This window comes from Psychrobacillus sp. OK032 (genome assembly GCF_900111345.1).
Lineage (GTDB): Bacteria > Bacillota > Bacilli > Bacillales_A > Planococcaceae > Psychrobacillus.
On sequence record NZ_FOGY01000003.1, the window covers coordinates 248355 to 269348 of the forward strand.

General features: G+C 39.1%; 24 protein-coding genes and 1 pseudogene. 14 read left to right on the top strand and 11 right to left on the bottom strand.

Features of this window, described 5'->3' with window-relative positions; all coding sequences use genetic code 11:
- Positions 1–807 precede the first annotated feature (807 nt).
- The 5 genes from BMZ04_RS08105 (at position 808) to BMZ04_RS08125 (ending at position 5229) form a co-directional block, all read left to right on the top strand.
- Positions 808–1443: a hypothetical protein gene (locus BMZ04_RS08105; protein ID WP_093267679.1), complete on the top strand. Its 636-nt coding sequence runs from the start codon at positions 808–810 to the stop codon at positions 1441–1443.
- Between the two features lie 12 nt (positions 1444–1455).
- Complete coding sequence (ybaK, locus tag BMZ04_RS08110; protein WP_093267680.1) at positions 1456–1935, top strand: Cys-tRNA(Pro) deacylase; 480 nt, start codon at positions 1456–1458, stop codon at positions 1933–1935.
- Between the two features lie 218 nt (positions 1936–2153).
- On the top strand, positions 2154–2804 hold the full coding sequence (locus tag BMZ04_RS08115; RefSeq protein WP_093267682.1) for a YczE/YyaS/YitT family protein: 651 nt from the start codon (positions 2154–2156) through the stop codon (positions 2802–2804).
- A gap of 82 nt (positions 2805–2886) precedes the next feature.
- Complete coding sequence (locus BMZ04_RS08120; RefSeq protein ID WP_093267683.1) at positions 2887–3948, top strand: hypothetical protein; 1062 nt, start codon at positions 2887–2889, stop codon at positions 3946–3948.
- Between the two features lie 84 nt (positions 3949–4032).
- Positions 4033–5229, top strand: coding sequence for a glycine C-acetyltransferase (locus BMZ04_RS08125; RefSeq protein ID WP_369802640.1), 1197 nt, complete (start codon positions 4033–4035; stop codon positions 5227–5229).
- A 95-nt stretch (positions 5230–5324) separates the two neighbouring features.
- On the opposite strand, the gene BMZ04_RS08130 is transcribed toward BMZ04_RS08125, so the two are convergent.
- Positions 5325–5960 (bottom strand): hypothetical protein, encoded by a 636-nt coding sequence (locus tag BMZ04_RS08130; protein WP_093267687.1) that lies wholly within the window; start codon positions 5958–5960, stop codon positions 5325–5327.
- A 168-nt stretch (positions 5961–6128) separates the two neighbouring features.
- Between BMZ04_RS08130 and BMZ04_RS08135 the strand changes: the two genes are divergently transcribed.
- Complete coding sequence (locus BMZ04_RS08135; RefSeq protein ID WP_093267689.1) at positions 6129–7088, top strand: L-threonine 3-dehydrogenase; 960 nt, start codon at positions 6129–6131, stop codon at positions 7086–7088.
- A gap of 20 nt (positions 7089–7108) precedes the next feature.
- On the opposite strand, the gene BMZ04_RS08140 is transcribed toward BMZ04_RS08135, so the two are convergent.
- The 5 genes from BMZ04_RS08140 to BMZ04_RS08160 form a co-directional block, all read right to left on the bottom strand.
- On the bottom strand, positions 7109–8449 hold the full coding sequence (locus BMZ04_RS08140; RefSeq protein WP_093267691.1) for a YjiH family protein: 1341 nt from the start codon (positions 8447–8449) through the stop codon (positions 7109–7111).
- A gap of 107 nt (positions 8450–8556) precedes the next feature.
- Positions 8557–9243, bottom strand: coding sequence for a bacillithiol biosynthesis deacetylase BshB2 (gene bshB2 / locus BMZ04_RS08145; RefSeq protein WP_093267694.1), 687 nt, complete (start codon positions 9241–9243; stop codon positions 8557–8559).
- A 13-nt stretch (positions 9244–9256) separates the two neighbouring features.
- The gene (locus tag BMZ04_RS08150) at positions 9257–9607 is read right to left on the bottom strand and encodes a YojF family protein (RefSeq protein WP_093267698.1); all 351 of its coding nucleotides are present in this window, start codon (positions 9605–9607) and stop codon (positions 9257–9259) included.
- 117 nt (positions 9608–9724) lie between these two features.
- Entirely contained in the window at positions 9725–10558 is an 834-nt protein-coding gene (gene thiD / locus BMZ04_RS08155) for a bifunctional hydroxymethylpyrimidine kinase/phosphomethylpyrimidine kinase (RefSeq protein WP_093267700.1), read from the bottom strand.
- A gap of 68 nt (positions 10559–10626) precedes the next feature.
- Positions 10627–10884 carry a hypothetical protein gene (locus tag BMZ04_RS08160; RefSeq protein ID WP_093267703.1) on the bottom strand — a complete coding sequence of 86 codons (258 nt, stop codon included), beginning with the start codon at positions 10882–10884 and terminating at the stop codon, positions 10627–10629.
- Positions 10885–10988: 104 nt separating this feature from the next.
- Here BMZ04_RS08160 and BMZ04_RS08165 point away from each other — a divergent pair, with 104 nt between their 5' ends.
- The 4 genes from BMZ04_RS08165 (at position 10989) to BMZ04_RS08185 (ending at position 13277) form a co-directional block, all read left to right on the top strand.
- Positions 10989–11741: a DUF4230 domain-containing protein gene (locus tag BMZ04_RS08165; RefSeq protein WP_093267705.1), complete on the top strand. Its 753-nt coding sequence runs from the start codon at positions 10989–10991 to the stop codon at positions 11739–11741.
- Positions 11742–11747: 6 nt separating this feature from the next.
- A complete protein-coding gene (locus BMZ04_RS08170; RefSeq protein WP_093267707.1) occupies positions 11748–12401 on the top strand; it encodes a uracil-DNA glycosylase in 654 nt (217 codons plus the stop codon).
- Positions 12402–12614: 213 nt separating this feature from the next.
- Positions 12615–12869: a YwdI family protein gene (locus tag BMZ04_RS08180; protein WP_093267712.1), complete on the top strand. Its 255-nt coding sequence runs from the start codon at positions 12615–12617 to the stop codon at positions 12867–12869.
- A 27-nt stretch (positions 12870–12896) separates the two neighbouring features.
- Positions 12897–13277: a DUF423 domain-containing protein gene (locus tag BMZ04_RS08185; protein ID WP_093267714.1), complete on the top strand. Its 381-nt coding sequence runs from the start codon at positions 12897–12899 to the stop codon at positions 13275–13277.
- Between the two features lie 65 nt (positions 13278–13342).
- On the opposite strand, the gene gerQ is transcribed toward BMZ04_RS08185, so the two are convergent.
- The 3 genes and pseudogenes from gerQ to hemQ all read right to left on the bottom strand — a co-directional run bounded on the left by gerQ (position 13343) and on the right by hemQ (position 15586).
- Complete coding sequence (gene gerQ / locus BMZ04_RS08190; RefSeq protein ID WP_093267716.1) at positions 13343–13675, bottom strand: spore coat protein GerQ; 333 nt, start codon at positions 13673–13675, stop codon at positions 13343–13345.
- Between the two features lie 25 nt (positions 13676–13700).
- Positions 13701–14086: pseudogene (locus tag BMZ04_RS08195) on the bottom strand (cell wall hydrolase).
- A 750-nt stretch (positions 14087–14836) separates the two neighbouring features.
- Entirely contained in the window at positions 14837–15586 is a 750-nt protein-coding gene (gene hemQ / locus BMZ04_RS08205) for a hydrogen peroxide-dependent heme synthase (protein WP_093267723.1), read from the bottom strand.
- Between the two features lie 167 nt (positions 15587–15753).
- Here hemQ and BMZ04_RS08210 point away from each other — a divergent pair, with 167 nt between their 5' ends.
- Entirely contained in the window at positions 15754–16593 is an 840-nt protein-coding gene (locus BMZ04_RS08210; protein WP_093267726.1) for an octanoyl-[GcvH]:protein N-octanoyltransferase, read from the top strand.
- Positions 16594–16917: 324 nt separating this feature from the next.
- Here BMZ04_RS08210 and BMZ04_RS08215 read toward each other — a convergent pair whose 3' ends face one another.
- Positions 16918–17541, bottom strand: a complete 624-nt coding sequence (locus BMZ04_RS08215) for an RsfA family transcriptional regulator (protein ID WP_093267733.1) — start codon at positions 17539–17541, stop codon at positions 16918–16920.
- 332 nt (positions 17542–17873) lie between these two features.
- On the opposite strand from BMZ04_RS08215, the gene BMZ04_RS08220 reads away from it, so the two are divergent.
- The 3 genes from BMZ04_RS08220 to BMZ04_RS08230 all read left to right on the top strand — a co-directional run bounded on the left by BMZ04_RS08220 (position 17874) and on the right by BMZ04_RS08230 (position 20207).
- A complete protein-coding gene (locus BMZ04_RS08220) occupies positions 17874–18101 on the top strand; it encodes a YuzB family protein (RefSeq protein ID WP_093267736.1) in 228 nt (75 codons plus the stop codon).
- Positions 18102–18185: 84 nt separating this feature from the next.
- Positions 18186–19481 (top strand): HD domain-containing protein, encoded by a 1296-nt coding sequence (locus tag BMZ04_RS08225; protein ID WP_093267738.1) that lies wholly within the window; start codon positions 18186–18188, stop codon positions 19479–19481.
- Positions 19482–19691: 210 nt separating this feature from the next.
- Complete coding sequence (locus BMZ04_RS08230; protein ID WP_093267741.1) at positions 19692–20207, top strand: YwgA family protein; 516 nt, start codon at positions 19692–19694, stop codon at positions 20205–20207.
- A gap of 601 nt (positions 20208–20808) precedes the next feature.
- Here BMZ04_RS08230 and BMZ04_RS08235 read toward each other — a convergent pair.
- A complete protein-coding gene (locus BMZ04_RS08235) occupies positions 20809–20994 on the bottom strand; it encodes a 2-hydroxymuconate tautomerase (RefSeq protein ID WP_093267743.1) in 186 nt (61 codons plus the stop codon).

Genomic DNA, 20994 nt, shown 5'->3' on the forward strand with positions numbered 1-20994 from the left:
TAAGTAATGTCAATTTCCTTAGATAATTAATAAACAGTTACCGCTGCGATTTTCGCTGCAGGCGGACGCTTTCCGCGGGGTGAGCGATGAGTCATCACCGCCGCTATCGCGTTCGTTGTGATGTCTCATCTGTCTCACTCATCCCGCAGGAGTCGCCGCCTACTTCGAAAATCAATGGAACTTGCCGATTAAATAGCATAAAGCATATAACAAATTAGCACGAGAGCAACCAAATTGCTGGTGAAAGCAACTTAATTCTTAAAATAAAAAGTTTACTGGGAGTGAGACGACGATGGACACGAGGAGTTATTCCAATACCAATAAATAGTTGAATGAAACGAGCTTTATCCTAGTAAAAGCTCTTTTGGAGATAGCTATTTTCTAAATAGGTTTAATATTGTGAAGTGTACCTGATCAATTTAAATATCTCATAACTGCAGTCACCAAATAAGCAAGAAATTCCTATTGATTGTAGCGGAAGGCGGCGACTCCAGCGGGAATAGCATGAGCTGAAGACCCTGGACCGAGCGTAGCGAGGGAAGCGGCTGAAGCCATGCCCGCGGAAAGCGTCCGCCTGGAGCGGAAATCAACTGCCTCCATATTAAATCCTAGCGATTACTTCTTTATGACGCATTATTTCTAAATTGACTACAAACAGGTATTTATTAAGACCTATTTTATTCGCAAAAAGCTATACTTCATTTTGTATCATTTTTCATATAGATGCTTATGACTAAAGTTCGTTTGATTATTCTGATAATGTGATAAAATATTCTATAATAGAAATGCGTGAAAGAGGTGAATGGTATGAGCTTAGTGAGATCCACTGGTAACGGCATGCTTGGTAAATGGGCAGACATTGAACAAAGAAAACGAATGTTGCAACGGCAGAATGCTGGTAATGCTTATCGGAAAACAGCCGAATATCTCCAACCAAAAGTACCAACTCAATCAGAACTAGAGGAGTTGTTACTTGGAAAAAAGGAAAGAGAACTTGATATGCCCAGCAGTGGAAAGACGAATATGCTCGATATTAAAGGACCAAGCATTCCGGTGCAAACAATCGGTGGGCCGACACTTGAAAAAACAGTGGAGTTATTAGAAAAAGTAAGAAGCACCGCGCTTGCTCCGGCAAAGCCAACGCCTGAGGACTTACGTGTTGCTGCTAGTGCATCCGCTAAAATTCAGCGTGTGAATGCACAAATAACTTTAAATATGGAAGCGAGTCGTCAAATTGCGCTAGAAGTAAAACAACAGCTAGAAGATGAAGCATCTATTTCAAATCGCTCTGTTCCATCAGATCTTCAATCGCCTAAAATGTTACAAGAAGATTTACAGAAAAAACGATTGAAAGAACAAGCGATTGCAAAATATTCGTATCAAGTTCACTTAAAGAGATACGGTTTTGCTGATTTAGAGCCAAGTTTCTTTCGAATAGCTTAGGAGTAAGAGAAAATGGCCAAAAAACAAAAAACCAATGCAGTTCGAATATTAGAACAGCAAAAAATAGATTTTGAGCTAATTGAATATGAATTGTCTAGTGATAAAGTAGACGGGGTAACTGTAGCAAATAAAATTGGCTACCCCGTTTTTGTCGTTTATAAAACACTACTCGTAACAGCTGGAGCAGGGAAATATTATGTATGTATTATCCCGGTGGACAACGAATTGAATTTAAAAGCAATTGCAAAAGTAGTAGGAGAGAAAAAAGTAGAATTATTGCCTCTTAAAGATTTGCTTCCAACTACCGGGTACATACGCGGGGGATGTTCTCCAATTGGGATGAAAAAGCTATTTCCAACAGTGGTAGATGCGAGTGCAGAAAACAATGATTTCATCATCGTGAGTGGTGGGAAAATAGGGCTCCAAGTGAAGCTTGCTTTAGAAGATTTATTGAAAATGACGAAAGGGCAAGTTGCTGCGATTAGTAATTAGGAAAATAATTAGTTGATTGCTGATTGTTTTAGTCTAATAAGGAATTGTTTATTACAGAAAAATATACTTACAAAAATGTCCAGACTCCATTGCGATGCGGGTCATACTTTCGTTGTGAAATGTGTTTTTTTATTTTGCAACGAACACCTCGGGTGTCGCAAACTTAGACTGTACTTCACTAACGGCGCTTGCGTTTTCTTATAGAGAGTAGGAATCGTATGAGGAAAGAATTTGTTTGGCGTTGGACTTTTTTTATAGGCGGAGTTCTTTTAATGTCTCTTGGTATTTCAATGACGATTAAAGGGCAGCGGTTTGGGATTAGTCCATGGGATGTATTACATGTTGGACTGTATAAACATTTAGGGTTGTCGATTGGTATATGGGCTATATTAACTGGAATTATCATAGTTGCAGCTACGATGATTGGCACAAAAAGATGGCCACAATTAGGTACGTGGCTGAATATACTGTTCATCGGTTGTTTTATCGATGTATTCAACTGGATGTTACCAGATTTTACGAGTTTTGCTGGGCAACTTATTATATTTTTATTGGGACTAATCGTTATGGCAGTGGGGTTAGGGGTATATGTATCTCCAAATGTAGGGGCAGGACCACGGGATTCTCTAATGCTTTTAATAGTACGGAAGATGGGATGGAGTATTAAAACTGTACGCACTGGCATCGAAGTAATTGTAGCACTTGTTGGGTGGTTACTAGGAGGACCAGTAGGTATCGGAACAGTTATAATAGCACTTTTACTTGGACAAATTGTTCATTATACCCTACCGATGTCTCAAAAAATTTTATGGAACATAAGTGGCTATTCGCAGCCTTTTACAAAACTGAGTGCTGAAGATCAGAAATGATTTTCGGCATTTTTATTATTCATATAATTATATAATAGTGCATACATTATCCATTGAATGCAATTATTGAAAGGGTGATAATTTGGGCGGGACAGTTACGCATTATATGGGGAAATCGTATACGGGACAAGGCGTAAAAAATTTTTATAAAGAACTTATTCATGAAGCTAAAAAAGTATATTTTTTTAAAGGACCGACTTCTTATCGACTAACAGAAGTATTGAAGGAAATAGGTTATGCTGCTATTCGCAGAGGTAAAAATATGGAATGGTTTTATGATCCATTACACGAGGAAGTTTTAGAAGCGGTATATATTACTGACTCGAAAACGCTATATTTACAAGCGGATACCGTCGATCCTACTTACTATGGGGCAGGACATATATGGGTTCCGTTTTATGACTCGTATGATGATCGGAAACTGCACGATTTAGCTCCTTTAATACGCGATAAACAAATAGCGAATGAAGTATGGTTGACGAAAGGGCTACAAACATTATCAAGAGCTAAAGTTATCCATGATGAATGGGAGCAACTAATCCATCCGGCAATCGATTGGGATGGCATTAACGCATTGCTGGAGTCGATCAAAAAGAGATGTATTGGTAATGTGCAACTTCAAAAAAAGTCAGACGTGACGCATCGATTAATGGGGTCACTCACTCCTACAGGCGCACAAGATACGTTAAAATCTATCTCGAAAAACTTAAAATCTAGATTATATATAAAAGGATTACCTGGAAGTGGAAAATCCTCCTTTATGAAAAAATTCGGAGAAGCAGCAAAGTTACAAGGATTAGACATTCGTTTCATATGGTGTGGGCTAGATGCAAATAGCGTGGATGGAATCATCGTCCCGGAATTGCAACTATGCATGGTAGATGCGACGAGCCCTCATATATACGACCCTGAACGTGAAGGAGACGAGATTGTCGATTTCTTACCGCATATTAACCAAGAATTATTAGATGAGAAGAAGATTGTTGAAGTGAGACAACGATACGCAAACGAAATGGAGCTTGCTCAAGACTATATTTCTACGTACGCTGGTGAGTCCAGAACGATCAGAATGCTCTATGATTCTACAATAGATGAAGAGAAGTGGACAAACTTCCAAAATGAAATAATTGCAACAATCGAGTGAGCAGGGATATCATCCTGCTTATTTTTTTTCGTATTTTGCAGGGAACATGGTAAACTAGAGAGGAATATTTGGCTTGAAAGGAAGATGACCTTGTCAAACGTACTAAACAACTTTTTAACAGAAAACTTAGATGCACTAAAAAACCAAGGATTATATAACGAAATTGATCCAGTAGAGGGAGCAAATGGTGCAAAGATCCAAGTTCGCGGTTCGGAACTTATTAACCTATCTTCTAATAACTATTTAGGACTGGCAACCAATCCCGAGCTTAAACAAATTGCAAAGGATGCAGTGGACAAGTATGGTGTGGGAGCTGGAGCAGTTCGTACAATTAACGGAACGCTAGACCTACACGTGAAACTAGAAGAAAAACTAGCAGAATTCAAAGGAACAGAAGCAGCCATTTCCTATCAGTCCGGATTCAACTGTAATATGGCAGCAATCTCAGCCGTAATGGACAAAAACGATGCTATTTTATCGGACCAATTAAACCACGCATCCATTATCGACGGTTGCCGACTTTCTAAAGCAAAGATCATTCCATTCAACCACTCCGACATGGAAGATTTACGCGCAAAAGCAAAACAAGCAACAGAATCTGGTCAATACAATAAAGTAATGGTCATTACAGACGGCGTATTCTCGATGGATGGCGACATTGCCAAACTACCAGAAATTGTAGAGATCGCAAAAGAGTTTGACCTTATCACTTATGTAGATGACGCACACGGTTCAGGCGTTACAGGTAAAGGAAAAGGAACAGTGAAGCACTTCGGATTAGAAAAAGAAATAGACTTCCAAATCGGTACGTTATCCAAGGCAATCGGTGTCGTAGGTGGATACGTTGCAGGGAAAAAGAACTTAATCGACTGGCTAAAAGTCCGCTCACGTCCATTCCTATTCTCAACAGCATTACCACCAGGGGACGTAGCAGCTATTACTGCAGCTGTTCAAATGATCATCGACTCTACAGAGCTACATGATAAACTTTGGGAAAACGGTGACTATTTGAAAGCTGGCTTATCGAAACTAGGCTTCGACATAGGTGCATCCGAAACACCAATCACACCATGTATTATTGGAGACGAAAAACTTACACAAACATTCTCGAAACGACTATTCGAAGAAGGTGTCTATGCAAAATCCATCGTCTTCCCAACTGTACCAAAAGGCACAGGCCGCGTCCGCAATATGCCAACTGCTGCGCATACGAAAGAGATGCTGGATGAAGCGATTGCGATTTATGAGAAGGTTGGTAGGGAGCTTGGAGTAATTTCATAAACTTATTAACTACCTCGGCACATGGTGTCGGGGTAGTTTCATGATTAATATATATTACCCTAACCAAAAAAGCAGCCAAATATGGCTGCTTTTCTTTATGAAAAATCTCTTTCCATATGTTGAAACGCATAAAACAAATTAAACTTCTGAACACCTCTCGCACACGTTACACTACTTTCTGCTTTTTCCCGAAATCTCTCCGCATCTCTATTTTCCTTCGCAATAATTGCTTCAATCGCATGCGACATCCACCCCTCCGGCAAATTCCCTATTAAAGTACGTGCCTCCTCAAAGTTTCCTTGCAGTGCTTCGGAATACGCTCTGTAATATGTACGGAGTGGCTCCTTGCTTATTTGTTTAGCGAGTATAACGAAAGAAGAAACATTGTTTTCATATAACGCTAAATTCGTTTTGTACACTTCTTGCATAAATGGTTGTTTATATTTCTTCAAGATTTTATTAATACTTTGAATAATTGCATCACGATCGTCCGTTTTTACTGCAAGTGTGTATGCAAAAAGAGGTTTCTTTTTATTCTCTTCTAAATAGCGTTCGATACGTGCTAGGTTATTCGATTTGTACACAATATACATCTGTGGGACAACTAATAAAAGAATATACACAACAACGATACTCAAATAAATGAGCCAAAACGGAAGTTCCAAAAAGCTCATTACAACTGTCAGTGCAATCCCAAGTAAAATAATAAAAACATATCGTAGAATTTTCATGTTTACCTCTTTTATTTCTATTATATCAAAACCTTATACAAATCTCTCATTGTGTTTTCCAAAAGAACAGCATATAATAGAAAAAAATAAACGCTATTAAAACAAGGTTATGAAAAATAATGTGTTCTTCCCATAAATACATTTGTTTTTTGAGAGGGAGTAGGAAGCATGAAAAAAATTATGGTCACCGGAGCTTTAGGGCAAATTGGTTCAGAACTAATTACAAAATTACGCAAAGAATATGGTGCAGAAAATGTACTTGCAACAGATATAAGAAATGTGTCTTCAGAAGTATCAAAAGGCGGTCCTTTCGAAATTCTTGATGTAACGGATGGAGAAAAAATGCATCAAATTGCCAAAAACTTTGGCGCAGACACGATGATGCATATGGCGGCACTTTTATCAGCAACTGCAGAAGCGAAACCGCTATTTGCATGGAATTTAAACATGGGTGGACTCATGAACGCACTTGAGACTTCACGTGAATTGAACTTGCAATTTTTCACGCCAAGCTCAATTGGAGCATTCGGACCTTCTACTCCTAAACAAAATACGCCGCAAGATACTTTGCAGCGTCCGACTACGATGTATGGTGTAAACAAAGTAGCAGGGGAGCTTCTTTGCGATTATTACTTCCACAAGTTTGGTATAGATACTCGTGGTGTACGCTTTCCAGGTTTAATCTCGAACGAGACATTACCTGGTGGGGGAACAACCGATTATGCAGTGGATATTTATTACAAAGCCCTAGCTGAAGGGAAATATACTTCATACATTGCAGAGGGAACGTATATGGATATGATGTATATGCCAGACGCCCTGCAAGCGATTGTAGACTTAATGGAAGCAGATGCTTCGAAACTAATTCACCGAAATGCATTTAATGTAACAGCGATGAGTTTTGAGCCAGAGCAAATCGCGGCATCTATCAAAAAAGTAATTCCAACATTTACTATGGATTACGATGTGGATCCAGTACGTCAAGCGATAGCAAATAGCTGGCCGGATTCAATTGACGCAACTGCTGCGAAAGAAGAGTGGGGCTTCACATATCAGTATGATTTAGACGCAATGACGAAAGATATGCTAGAAAAACTAGCAACTAAAAAAACAGCGAACTCCTTTTAAAAGGGTTCGCTGTTTTTTTATTAGAATAAAATATGTGCTGCTGCTGCAATAATCGGAAATGCTATAAGCGTACGTAGTAGGAAAATAAAGATTAAATCTTTGAAGTTAACCGGTATTTTCGAACCAAGTAGTAATCCGCCAACTTCGGACATATAAATTAACTGCGTTACAGACATAGTTGCGATAAAGAATCGTGTAACTTCTGACTCGATGCCACCGCTAAGTAGCGTAGGAAGGAACATATCCGCAAATCCTACAACCATCGTTTGAGCTGCTTCTGCTGCTTCTGGAATACCGAATAGCATTAATAATGGTTCAAATGGTTTTCCTAAAATAGTGAAAACAGGTGTAAACTCTGCAAGCATTAATGCGACCGTCCCAAATGCAAGTACGACTGGCGCAACACCGATGTATAAGTCAATTACATTTTTAAATCCATCTGAAAAGAATTTCTTGATGGAGCGGTTATCATTTGCCTTCGTCAATGCGTTTTCTAAACCGTGTGTAAAAGCATTATAGCCTTCTGGGAAATCCTCTGAATTTAAGTCAAGTGGACGTCCATCAATATGTTCCTCGGGTTTCCCTTTAAGTGGGTAAATACGAGGCATGATGAATGCTAATACAAGTCCGCAAATCAATACGGTAAGATAAAATGGCAAGAAATAGTTAGAAAGACCAACCTCATCTAGGACAACGATACAGAATGTGATAGATACTACGGAAAACGTAGATCCAATAATCGCTGCTTCTTTTTTCGTATAGTAGCCTTCTTCATATTGTCTTGCTGTCAGTAACACACCGATTGTTCCGTCACCAACCCAAGAAGTGAGTGCATCAACTGCAGAACGACCTGGAAGTTTGAAAACTGGACGCATAACTTTTACTGCCATTGTACCGAAAAACTCTAGTAATCCGAAGTTCAACAAAAACGGTAGTAATAAGCCTGCAAATAAGAAAATCGTGAATAAGAACGATACTAAACCGTCTGGACTAAGTAGCATTCCACCAGTATTCTCATTCCAAACCGCTTCAGGTCCTATTTGAAAGATGATTAATACAGCAAACACAGCACCAACTACACGTGTAATGGTCCAAAATAACGATACTTTAAATAATTGGTTGATAAACGTGTTTTGCTTAGGTAAAAATAAGAACACAACCGATCCAATTGCCGCAATCCATATCACCACAAGTGCGATCCATTGAATGTATGGAGAGAGTGCAGCAGATAATATATTCGAGAATAGGGCAATCGGAATTTTAAAACCTTCCGAAGTGGGAAGGGGAATCATAAACAATATAATACCTGCAATTGATGGAAGCAGGAACAAAAGCCATGTAGATAAAGAGAACTTCTTCAAAAGTATTGACCAACTTTCTGTAAATGAATAATTATACGTATCTTAAAAGTATTTATACATAATAATTCATTTACATACGTAAGTCCATAGTATGGCGTGATGTTCTATTATTCGAAATCTTTGTTGAAGTTGTACGTGTAGAAACGTTCGTAATGTAGCCAATTTTCCGCTTCTGGCTCACCATCCGCTAAGCGTTTATCCATTTCTTCTAGCATCCATGCAGTTTGCGAAATATGTGCGCGCATTGCACCCATTTTTTCTTCTCTTGATTCCTTAATATTATGCACTACATCAGGCTCTCCCAAAACTTCTTTCGAATCATTTGAAAAAGCAAGTGCATAAATAGTCGGTCTAGCCACTTCTGGCATGCGGCGAATCGCACGAATCATTGCACGTCCGGTCGCATCATGGTCAGGATGTACTGCGTAGTTTGGATAGAACGTTATGACAAGCGATGGATTCGTATCCGCAATTAGGTTTTCCATCATTTTTACCATTTTTTCATCGTCTTCAAACTCCACGGTTTTATCACGGAGCCCCATCATTCGAAGATCCGTTACGCCCATTGCTTTGGCAGAAGCTAGTAGCTCTTCTTTTCGAATTTGTGGAAGTGTTTCACGTGTTGCAAAAGGAGGGTTTCCTAGGTTTCTTCCCATTTCTCCTAAAGTTAGGCATGCATATGTAACTGGAATTCCTTGTTTTACGTACGTTGCAATCGTACCAGAAACTCCGAAAGCTTCGTCATCTGGGTGAGGAAATACAACAAGTACATGTCGTTCCATTGGTAAAGTCATTTGTTTGTCCTCCTTAATAAGTAAATGGTGTTTTACTAATTTGTAATGCTACTGCAAGTTTTCCACTTTGGTCGTGGCCTGCCATAAGTAAACGATCATGTTCGTCTAATTCGAAATGGGTAATGCCTTGTGCATAAACCCAACCATGCGGTAATTTAAGACCAACACGATGTGGTGCTTCCCCAGCTACTTTTCCTAGTTCATATTGAAGCATGACATTGCGGATAAAAGCTCCTGCATTGAATACCTTTTCATCAAAATGAGATGCGTATGCACCATTCGTTGTTTCTAAATGTATATACACATCTTCGTTTGCAAATTTATTCAAAAGCACTTGTAATTGCTCTACGTTAACAAGTTCCATTTTTATAGCCTCCTAACATACTGTCTTTCATTAGTATAATGAAAATAAGTTTTGGAAGCGAATGATTGAGATGAAAAAACTCGTAAAGTCGAAGTGACTCTACGAGTAGAAGATTTCTTATACAGTTGTTGTTGTAATTTCTGGTGCACCGAATTTACCTTTTGCTCCGTGAAGAACTGGTCCTACATATTGGTTTAGTTTCCAACCATGTGCAATAGCGGCTGAAACGAATTCTTTTGCTTCGAATACGGAATCTGCAACCGAAAATCCGTTTGCTAAGTTAGCAGTAATAGCCGCTGCGAATGTACAGCCAGCTCCGTGGTTATAAGTAGTATCCGTTTTTTCGGTTTCCAAAAGAGTGTGCGTTTGTCCGTCATAGAAAAGGTCAACCGCTTTTTCATGTGCTAATTGTTTACCGCCTTTGATTACGACATTTTTTGCGCCAAGTGCATAAATTTTCTCTGCAGCGGCCTTCATATCGTCAATCGTTTTAAGTGCTCCTAAACCTGAAAGTTGTCCAGCTTCGAAAAGGTTCGGAGTAACAACTAAAGCACGTGGAAGTAAATATGTAATCATAGCATCTACTGTACCAGGATTTAATACTTCATCTTCGCCTTTGCAAACCATAACAGGATCGATTACAACGCTTTGAATACCTGACTCTTCGATAATATTTCCAGCTGTTTCGATAATTTCTTCTGTACTTAACATACCTGTTTTAATCGCGTCGACATTTGTCGATAAAGCTGTTTTAGCTTGTCGTTTAATCTCGTCTACTGGAAGAGAAAAGACGCCGTGGCTCCATCCGTTATCAGGATCCATTGTAGCAACAACCGTTAAAACGTTCATGCCATATGTACCGTGCTCTTGGAATGTTTTTAAATCTGCTTGTATCCCAGCTCCGCCTGAAGTGTCAGAGCCTGCAATTGTTAGTGTTTTTTTAATCGACATTTTAGCGTGTCCCCTTTTGAAAAATAGTTAATTTTATTTATTATATCAGACAATAGTCGAATCTTGCATTAAGGAAGTTTCGGTGCAGTTAATAATTTTATCAGAATGAAAATGAAAAGAGCAGCTACGATAAAAGTGATAACGGAACCGATTATAATATGATGTATAAATAAGGAGATTGCTAAAAATAGAAGAAAGCCGATGAATAGAAGCATTCCCAAAGTAAAACAGCCGAGCCCAAAGTTTTTAGCGGAATTTGGCACTTCATTCGTACTAGCAGCTTGTTCAATTTTTCTTAGTTTATCCCGATATTGAAAATCAGCCATAAGCGCAACCCCTTTTTTTCATCGTAACAGATATAGAATAGTTGTGAAACGGGCAATTTTTTTGTACTGTTAACGTAATAGATTAAGAGGAAAAGAGGGAAGATATGCGAAAAGATGACAAAATTCGTGAAATGGAAAAACTACTAGAAGAATTAAAAGCGCAAAAAAACGAAACAACTGCAACGATTGCAGAAAATCCTTCTAGACGAGGGTTTGGCTTTAGAAAAATGCCACGTGCTTTATATAGATTAAGAACGAAATCATTTATCATTATTGCAATAATTGTTCTTCTATTATTAGCTGCGTTACCATTAGCTGCTTATTGGGCTATTCAGGGTAGCACGTTTACGGAGAGCAAAGGTTCAATAGTCGAACGTGTACAAGCACTAAATGAGTTGTCGACTGCTGAAGCCTATACAAAAGTAATTATCGAAAGACAAGATAATCAATTATTCGGCAAAGAAATCGGTATAGATTTACCAGGAACAAAAAGACAGCTTCTTGTAGTGGTGCCTGGAGCTGTTCGAGCAGGAATTGATTTTTCACAAGTGACGGAATCGGATATAAAAGTAGATGAAGAGAATAAGACGGCGACACTTACATTACCAATGCCACAATTTCTAGGAGGACCGGAAATTTTCTTCGATCAAGTAGAAGTATTTTCTTATGAAGGATTATTTCGCGATAACGCAGATATTACAGAGGCTTATGAGCTAGCGGAAACAGCGAAAAAAATGATGATCGAAGAAACGATGGGACAAGGTATTTTACAGTTAGCAGAAGAAAATGCGGCGAAATCTGTGAATGAGATGTTCCAATTAGTAGATTATGACGTGCAAGTGGAATTTAAGGAGTGATGCGCCTTGCCAAACTGGAAAGAAGTTTTAGCAGATGAATGGGAAAAGCCATATTTTGTAGAACTCCAATCTTTTTTAGATAAAGAATATGCAGAACAAACGATTTATCCAGTGCGAGAGGATATTGGGAATGCATTTCGCACAACGCCTTTTGACGAGGTTAAAGTAGTAATTTTAGGACAAGACCCTTATCACGGAGAAGGACAAGCGCATGGGATGAGTTTTTCGGTAAACCCTGGAGTTCGAGTACCACCAAGTTTACGTAATATGTATAAGGAACTTGCGGATGATTTAGGTTGCCAAATTCCTACTAGCGGGTATTTATTAAAATGGGCAGAGCAAGGGGTTTTATTGCTTAACACGGTTTTAACCGTTCGAGCAGGAGCAGCAAATTCACATAAAGGAATGGGCTGGGAAACGTTTACGGATGAAGTGATCAAGCGTTTATCTAATAGAGAAAAGCCGATTATTTTTGTGCTTTGGGGAAGACCAGCACAAATGAAGAAAAAGCTAATTGACACGAAAAAACATACTATTTTAGAAGCTCCACACCCAAGTCCTCTTAGTGCACATCGAGGGTTTTTTGGCAGTAAACCGTATTCCGAAATAAATGCAAAACTCGAAGCATGGGGAGAGGCGCCAATCGATTTCTGCTTATAATTATGCTATTATATGGAATGGAAAGCGAGGGAGTAATTTGGCAGTAAACTGTTTTAAATGCCGCCATTTTTTTACTACATGGGATGCCCGGCATCCACGTGGGTGCAAAGCTTACGGGTTTAAAACGAAAGAGCTCCCATCGGCATTAGTAAAGCGTACCTCTGGCATGGAATGCTTGAAATTTGAACAAAAGCAAGTAGAGGGGCAAAGACGATGATTTCATATGAACATATCTTCATGCAAATAGATAAACAATTACAACAAGCAAAAATAACTGGCAATGAACAAACAAAAAGAGAAGCACTCGCTGCTATTCGGGCATTATGCGATTTAGCGCTAGAGTCTGTGCCTTCAACTTCACCGCAAGCTTCGTCAGTTGTACAAGCTGTGTCAATAGCACCGACTATACAACAGCCAGTAGCGCTGAAGGAAGACGATGCAAACGGAGAGTCATTATTTGATTTCTAAATAGAAAGATAGAAAGTAGGAATGATTGTGAAATTATTTATCATTGCAGGGGCTATCAACGCATTTTTAGCGGTAGCATTTGGAGCTTTTGGGGCACATGCTTTAAAAGAAAAACTATCTGAAAAGTATTTAGCAATTTGGGAAACAGCTGTTCAATATCAAATGTTCCATGCGCTTGCACTAATCGCGATCGGCATTTTAATGAGTAGCAAATTAATAGGATCTGTTTCATCATTGAATACAGCTGGCTATTTAATACTAGCGGGGATTATTTTATTCTCTGGAAGTTTGTATGTATTAAGTTTGACGGGTATCGGTGTGTTGGGAGCAATTACACCAATCGGCGGTGTAGCGTTTTTAGTCGGATGGATTTTGATTATCGTTGCTGCAGCGAAGTTTGCAAGTTAATGAAGTGAATAGTGAAGTAGTACAACAAAGAGACTTATCCTTTAAATTCGGATAAGTCTCTTTGTTTATAAGTTATATTTAATTTCTTCATCGAATGTTACATAATCTAAATAAATCAATAACATTAAGTATCTTTTCCCATTTGGATCACTAATGATGAGGTGATCGCGACCCGCTGCTTCGACATAGCCTTTAATCACTTTTGCGTTCCATTCTTTGTTATTTTCGAACGTGAAATAGAATGTACCTAGCTTTCCTCTATTCATTCTTAAAATGTTCTCGATATAAGATTCTTCTTGTCGGCCTGGGCTTGGTGGTTGAGCAGGAGGAGTCATATGCTGTTGATGCTGTTGCGGTTGTGGTGGATAACCTCCAGGGTGCCAGTAATATTGAACCATTCATACATCCTTTCCATAAATGAAATTACACGCTTGGGCAATCGGCAACGGTTGGGGAGTAAAAATAATGCGTTTTAAAACGTCCGGTGTTCCACTGGTTATACCACCTGAGGAGGACAGTCGCCACCTGGATCAAAACGTTCCCCATTAATAACGCGTCTTGCTAACTTTCTATCAGATTCTCGAGCTAGTTGAAAAATACGGTTTGGTTGTTGCCACAAAGCCACCTGTTTTTCGAATACCATCTCTTCTAAATTACGTATCACGAAAATCTAGGCAATCGGCAAGCACTCGGTTCACTCCAACATTACCAACTAATAGCATGCCAAGCTGACCGTCACCCTCTGCTTCTGCACACATTAGCCTCGCAAGTAGATCTAGTTGTTTGGAATTGGATTGAATTGCTGCCAATGCACCACCTCCTATATATACACTATGTTGGAAAAAGAGAAATAATACATATCGATAAAAGAGGTGGAAAGAAAAAAGATCGATTCAATATAACTGCTGATTTCCGTTCCAGGCGGACGCTTTCCGCGGGTGAGCGATGAGCCATCACCGCCGCTTACGTTTACATTGTGATGTCTAATCTGTCTCAACAGAGGAGCGAAGGCTAAGAGCGCCACATCGTGTGGCAACGCCTTCGTGACCCACATCCTGTCGGCCTCCGCTGGAGTCGCCGCCTTCCACTACAATCAATTAAATGTTTTCAAATTAATCATAAAAGAAAGTGCAACTAAAAAGATAAGGGAGTATACACTTTTTGAATGCATAAAGTCACTGGTACTTTGAACGATAGAAAAATGAAGTGGTTGTACATAAAGTAAGGAAGAGGGGATGGACTTGTTAGCTAGAAAGAATCTTTAAAAAGGCATTCATCTAATTTTCTACTACTGGTAAAAGAGTATACGACCAAAAAAAGTTAACATTTATTGGAATGTGAACTTTCCTCCTCTGAAGCTTTATGAGCTAGAAAGCATCTCTACACTCATTATACCCATAAAGATTACCGAAAAAAGAGAGGCTGGTCGTGACGTTGTCACGGACCAGCCTCTCTAAAAAATCAAATTGTAATACTATACAAGTCTGTCCAAAGCCCCCCGCAAACAATAGAAATAGGTATTGATCTTAAAGGGCGCTTGTGCTTTTCTTATTAACTATTTAGATGTTGAAAAATTCTACTCGTTTTTCACCTGCTAAAATTGTACCGATAAAGAATGAACCGAATTCCGCATAACGAGCGCTTACTTCATCAAAACGCATTTCGTATATTAACTTTTTAAATTGAAGAACATCGTCTGAGAATAGTGTTACGCCCCATTCGAAATCGTCAAAGCCTACTGATCCAGAGATGATTTGTTTAACTTTACCAGCGTAGCTGCGACCGATTAAACCATGGCTGCGCATTAAATCTTTACGTTCTTGCATTGGAAGCATATACCAGTTGTCATCACCGTCGCGACGCTTGTCCATTGGATAGAAACAAATATATTGTGAACGTTGAAGTTCTGGATATAAACGAGCACGTACATGTGGATTTTGATATGGATCTTCCGTAGATTCTCCAGCTAGGTAGTTAGACAATTCTACAACTGATACGTAAGAATACGCAGGAATTGTAAAGTCTGCAATCGTTAATTTATTGAATTTCGCTTCGATTTCTTGAAGTTCGTCTATTGTTGGACGTAAAGTCATTAACATGAAATCTGCTTTTTGACCGACAATTGTGTAAAAAGCATGTGCGCCTGTTTTTGCGTCATCTGCTTGTTGAAGTTCGTCTAAAAATGCGATAAATTCATCTGTTGCTTGTTTGCGAAGTTCTGGGTCAACTTGTTTCCAAGACGCCCAGTCCATTTGGCGAAAATCATGTAAAACGTACCAACCGTCTAATGTAATTGCTGCTTCATTCATTTTATCAGACACTCCTTTTATATAAGAAATTTACATCTTTAGTTTATCATAAGAAAAGATTCTTATCTCGTAATGACTTCGATATTACATGACAATATGTGACAAAGTCGTGTATGCTTGAACAAAGGAAAACAGTAGCATAAGCGTTAGATTAAGGAGTAAGAAATATGTCAGAAATAGAATCATTATTACAGCAAAAAGTTTGGCGATTTTGGGATCAATCACTTAGTGGAAAAAGTCGCTCCGCATTAGAATCATTTGCAGCGGATGACCTGCTTTGTCATTTAGTTGGACAAGGTTTATCACCGTCAACTGTTCGAACATGGGTACATGATCAAACTGTTGTTTTAGGTATTCAAGATCACCGATTACCATTCGTAGAAGATGCACAAGATTTTCTACGTACGCAAGGATACATACCGATTGTGCGTAATTCGGGAGGACTTGCGGTTGTATTAGATGATGGGGTGCTAAATATTTCAATCGTATTATCAGAGCAAGCGCAAACGATTGATATTTCCACAGGTTACGACGTAATGCTGACTTTCATCCGGCTTCTATTTCCAGAAGCAGAAGGAAAAATAGAAGCTTATGAAATTGTCGGTTCATATTGCCCAGGTTCATATGATTTGAGTATTGATGGAAAGAAATTTGCTGGAATATCACAGCGGAGACTCCGTCAAGGCATTGCTGTACAAATATACTTATGTGTAGAAGGTAGTGGAAGTGAGCGCGCAGACTTAATCCGCGAGTTTTATGACATCGGCGTGCAAGGGGAAGAAACAAAATTCAGCTACCCGGTCATAAAGCCAGAAGTAATGGCTTCACTAAATGAACTATTAAACGCATCCTTTACGGTTCAGGACATCGTGATTCGGGTTCAACAGGTTCTACAGCAGCTATCTACAAAAATAGCATCGCAATCCGTCACACAAGATGAAATGGAACTATACCAGTTTTATATGCAACGCGTTGTCGATCGAAACAAAAAGATGCTGGAGAAATAAGGGAAGTAAGCGATTATGTCTGCCCAGACGGCGCTGAATAGGTCTATTGGCGATTTTTTTATTTAAAATATTTGATTTAGTAATATTACATTCTATAGGATTTAGCACGGCGGCGTGAGACTCCTGTGGGAAAGCGAGACAGCCGAGACCCCGCACGAAGCGTAGCGTAGGAGGAGGCTTGGCGCTCGCCCACGGAAAGCGAACAGAGCCGTGCTAAATCCAATTAGCGGATATCACTTTTTCAGTGCCCTTGCAACGCACGGAGCTGGATCGATACTTAGTATAAAAAGATTATACTTACTAATAAGAAAAACCACCAACTGCTTACATAGTTGGTGGTTCTTTTGAAACAAGGTTACCGTTCTTCTCCATTTGGAAAACAGGTACTGCAGGCATTTCTTCATCATTCAATGTAACGAGTCGTCGCGCACGGTTCATGATTTGTACAAACTGCTCGTAATCTTGTTTAATAGCCGCATTTTCTTTTTCTAGTTTTGCAAGTTCACTTTCTAGTTTGCGAATTTTCTCGTTTGATATAGAAGCCAAATGGCGATATCTGGATATGTCCGAATCGCTATGCTGTAAACGAACGAGATATGCAATAATAATATCAATCGATAAAGCAGAAACCGGAACCGATGTTGTGCGTTCGCCTTCTTCCTGAGGTTTGGCAAGATAAATACCGTTTCCTCTTCGGCGATAATCTTTTCCTAATATACGTAGCTTTTCTTTCCGTTCTTTTTTTGCTTCTTTCAGTTCAGCCTCATACTGATGGCGAACAACTGCATTCCAACGAAATCCGCATGCAGCTGCAGTTCGATTTAATTCATCACCTGCTTCTTCAAATGCGTTTAGTTGCGTACTTCCTTCACGGACGTGTCGTAACACCATCTCTGCTAACATTTCATCATTTTCCGTCATCCATGCGTCTTGTCTTATTTTTACCATATTGCTCCTCCTACCATGTTCATAGTTTCGTTACTCTATTAACATCATGGACAACATAGCGCTCTTTTATTCACGTAAAATACACTTGATAGCAATATATCTTTTAAGATACAATGGCCTGTAGACTATTACTATTAACATGATTCAGTGGGTGTCCAAAACGCCCACTGAATCATGTTAATCTACGGCGGATTTCACAGATTTTGAAAGGGTTGAAAGGATGTTAGCCTAAATACGTCGCATCCATGGAATAACGGCTAACTGATGAGTATAATTTTAAAATCTGGAAGCACTTACGTCGGGTCTTAATTGATGAAAGGGGTTGTGGACGAATGGCAAACCATTTCCGAGTTTGCGATGAGTGTCAGGCCGTCAATTTAAAAACATTAATTCCAAAGCTAAAGACGATAGATCCAGAAGCAGAAATTGAAATAAAAGAATGTCAATCTTACTGTGGACCTGGACGAAAAAAGACATTCGCATTTGTGAATAATCGTCCAGTTGCTGCTTTAACCGAAGACGAATTAATGGAAAAAGTACGCGCTAAGATAGAAGACTAAACAGAACTTTTGCCGCCTTACATGAAGCGGTTTTTTTCGTTATAATGAAGGGTAAATAACATCTAACTTCACGGAGGTGGGCGAATGAGCTATGCAACGCAAAAACTATCAGAAGAGAAAGTGTTCAAAGATCCGGTTCACCGGTATATCCATGTTCGAGATCAAGTAATTTGGGATGTCATCGGTTCGAAGGAATTTCAAAGACTTCGCCGCATTAAACAGCTTGGTACTACGTATCTAGTTTTTCACGGTGCAGAACACAGCCGTTTCAGTCACTCTCTAGGAGTTTACGAAATTGTTCGCCGAATTGTGGATGATAGTTTCGATGGTCGACCAGAATGGGATGCCTCCGAAAGACTATTAGTTTTATGTGCGGCACTTTTACATGATCTGGGACATGGGCCATTTTCACATGCTTTTGAAAATGTGTTTAATCTGGACCATGAGGAATTTACAGGAAAAATATTACTTGGGGATACCGAAGTAAATGAAATATTAAAAAGAGTAAGCAAGGATTTTCCGCAAAAAGTAGCAGACGTAATAGGGAAAACATATACAAACAAACAAGTTGTTAGCTTAATATCCAGTCAAATCGATGCGGATCGTATGGATTATTTACAACGAGATGCGTACTTTACAGGGGTAAGCTACGGGCATTTTGATATGGAACGAATTTTACGTGTTATGCGCCCAAGAGAAGATCAAATCGTTATAAAATCGAGCGGTATGCATGCGGTGGAGGACTATATAATGAGTCGATACCAAATGTACTGGCAAGTGTATTTTCATCCTGTTTCGAGAAGTGCAGAAGTGATTTTAACGAAGATTTTACATCGAGCAAAGGCATTAAGCGAAAGTGGGTATGATTTTGCACAGCAACCTACTCATTTTCAAGGTTTTTTCGATGGTACATTTACGTTAAATGAGTATTTAGCGTTAGATGAAGGTGTTTTATTGACATATTTCCAGCTTTGGATAACAGAGAAAGATCCAATCTTAGCTGATTTGAGTTATCGTTTTGTCAATCGCAAGTTATTTCAATACATCGAGTTTGATCTGGCAAAAGATTATGTGAAGATGAAAGAGTTAGAATTATTATTTAAAAAAGCGGGTATAGATCCAGAATACTATTTAGTTTTTGATTCGTCATCGGACTTGCCGTATGATTTTTATCGACCTGGAGAAGAAGGAGAACGAATTCCTATCCATTTACTCATGCCATCAGGTGAAATTAGAGAACTTTCTCGTGAATCTGATGTTGTAGAAGCGATTTCAGGGAAACGTCGAACCGATCATAAATTATATTTTCCAGAAGACTTTTTAACGGAAGACGGGAAGAAAAAAGCATTGAAAAAGCAAATATTAGAATTGTTGAAGTAATTCAGCAGAAAATTGTTGCTGAATTATATTGCCTCCGGCGGATGTCCAGCTTTCGTAAGGAGTTCACCTGGCAAGCCAGGTGCGAAATCTGGACGCACTGTTTTCTGCGACGAGCTGTGCGCAGGAGCACTGTTTTTCCTGCGGAGCTGAACAAAGTGAAGTGGAAGCAAATACGCCAAGGTGAATTTGATTATAAGAGGTGGGCTTGAATTGCTAGAAGAACATGCAAAAATTATACAATTTATCGGAGCAGCAGACGGAATAACTGGCAGAAAAAAGCTGCAAAAAATGGTTTACATTGCTAAAAAATTAGACTATCCATACAAAGAAAAATACGAGTTTCATGTATATGGTCCATATTCTCATGAGCTCACATTACGAGTGGAAGAACTTTGCAATATGGGATTTTTACAAGAAGAAAGACAAGATAAGGGATCATACGTCCAGTACAAATATCAAATGACGGATGCAGGCGAGCATTTCACACAAATGGCGCAAGTGGAAGAAGCAACTCCAGCGCTTGTCGCATGCATTGATCAAATGAAAGGGAAGAGCTCCCGATTCTTAGAACTAGTTTCGACACTATTATTTTTTGACCATCTTCCAAAAGAAGATCAAATTGAAAAGCTTCATGCTGTGAAAGGAAAGTTGAATTTCACAGAAGAAGAAATCGCAGATGCATATGAATTCGTCATGAATTTAATGAACATGAGAACTATCCACTAGGGTAGTTCTTTTTTTTGTTGGAAAAATAATCCTAAGCGAGACATAACACACAGTGAACGCGACAAACTACTCTTCGAACGCGACAAAACCCACCATGAACACGACAAACCACTAGTCCAAAGCGACAAAACCAAAAAAGAAAACCCTTCGCCAGGGTAACGAGCAATCTTTAAGTGTGAAATTTTCCAAAATAATCCTAAGTGAGACATAACACACAGTGAACGCGACAAAACCCACCATGAACACGACAAACCACTAGTCCAAAGCGACAAAACCAAAAAAAGCCCTTCGCCAAGGCAACGAGCAATCTTTAAGTGTGTAATTTTCCAAAAAAATCCTAAGCGAGACATAACACACACTGAACGCGACAAACTACTCATCGAACGCGACAAAACCCACTGTGAAAGCGACAAACCACTAGTCCAAAGCAAAAAAACCAAAAAAAAGCCCTTCGCCAAGGCAACGAGCAATCTTTAAGTGTGTAATTTTCCAAAAAAATCCTAAGCGAGACATAACACACACTGAACACGACAAACCACTAGTCCAAAGCAACAAAACCAAAAAAGCTCTTTACCAAGGTAAAGAGCCATACTAGCTAGCATTATTTATCGCTAAATAATTTCCCAGCAACACCGTAATGATTCTTCGGCATGTCCTCGATAAACACGACAACATTCTCAACTGGTGCGTTTACAGTTTCTGATACTGCAGCTGTTACTTTTTCTACTAAAGCTCTTTTTTGTTCTTCCGTACGACCTTCTAGCATTTTTACTGTTACATATGGCAT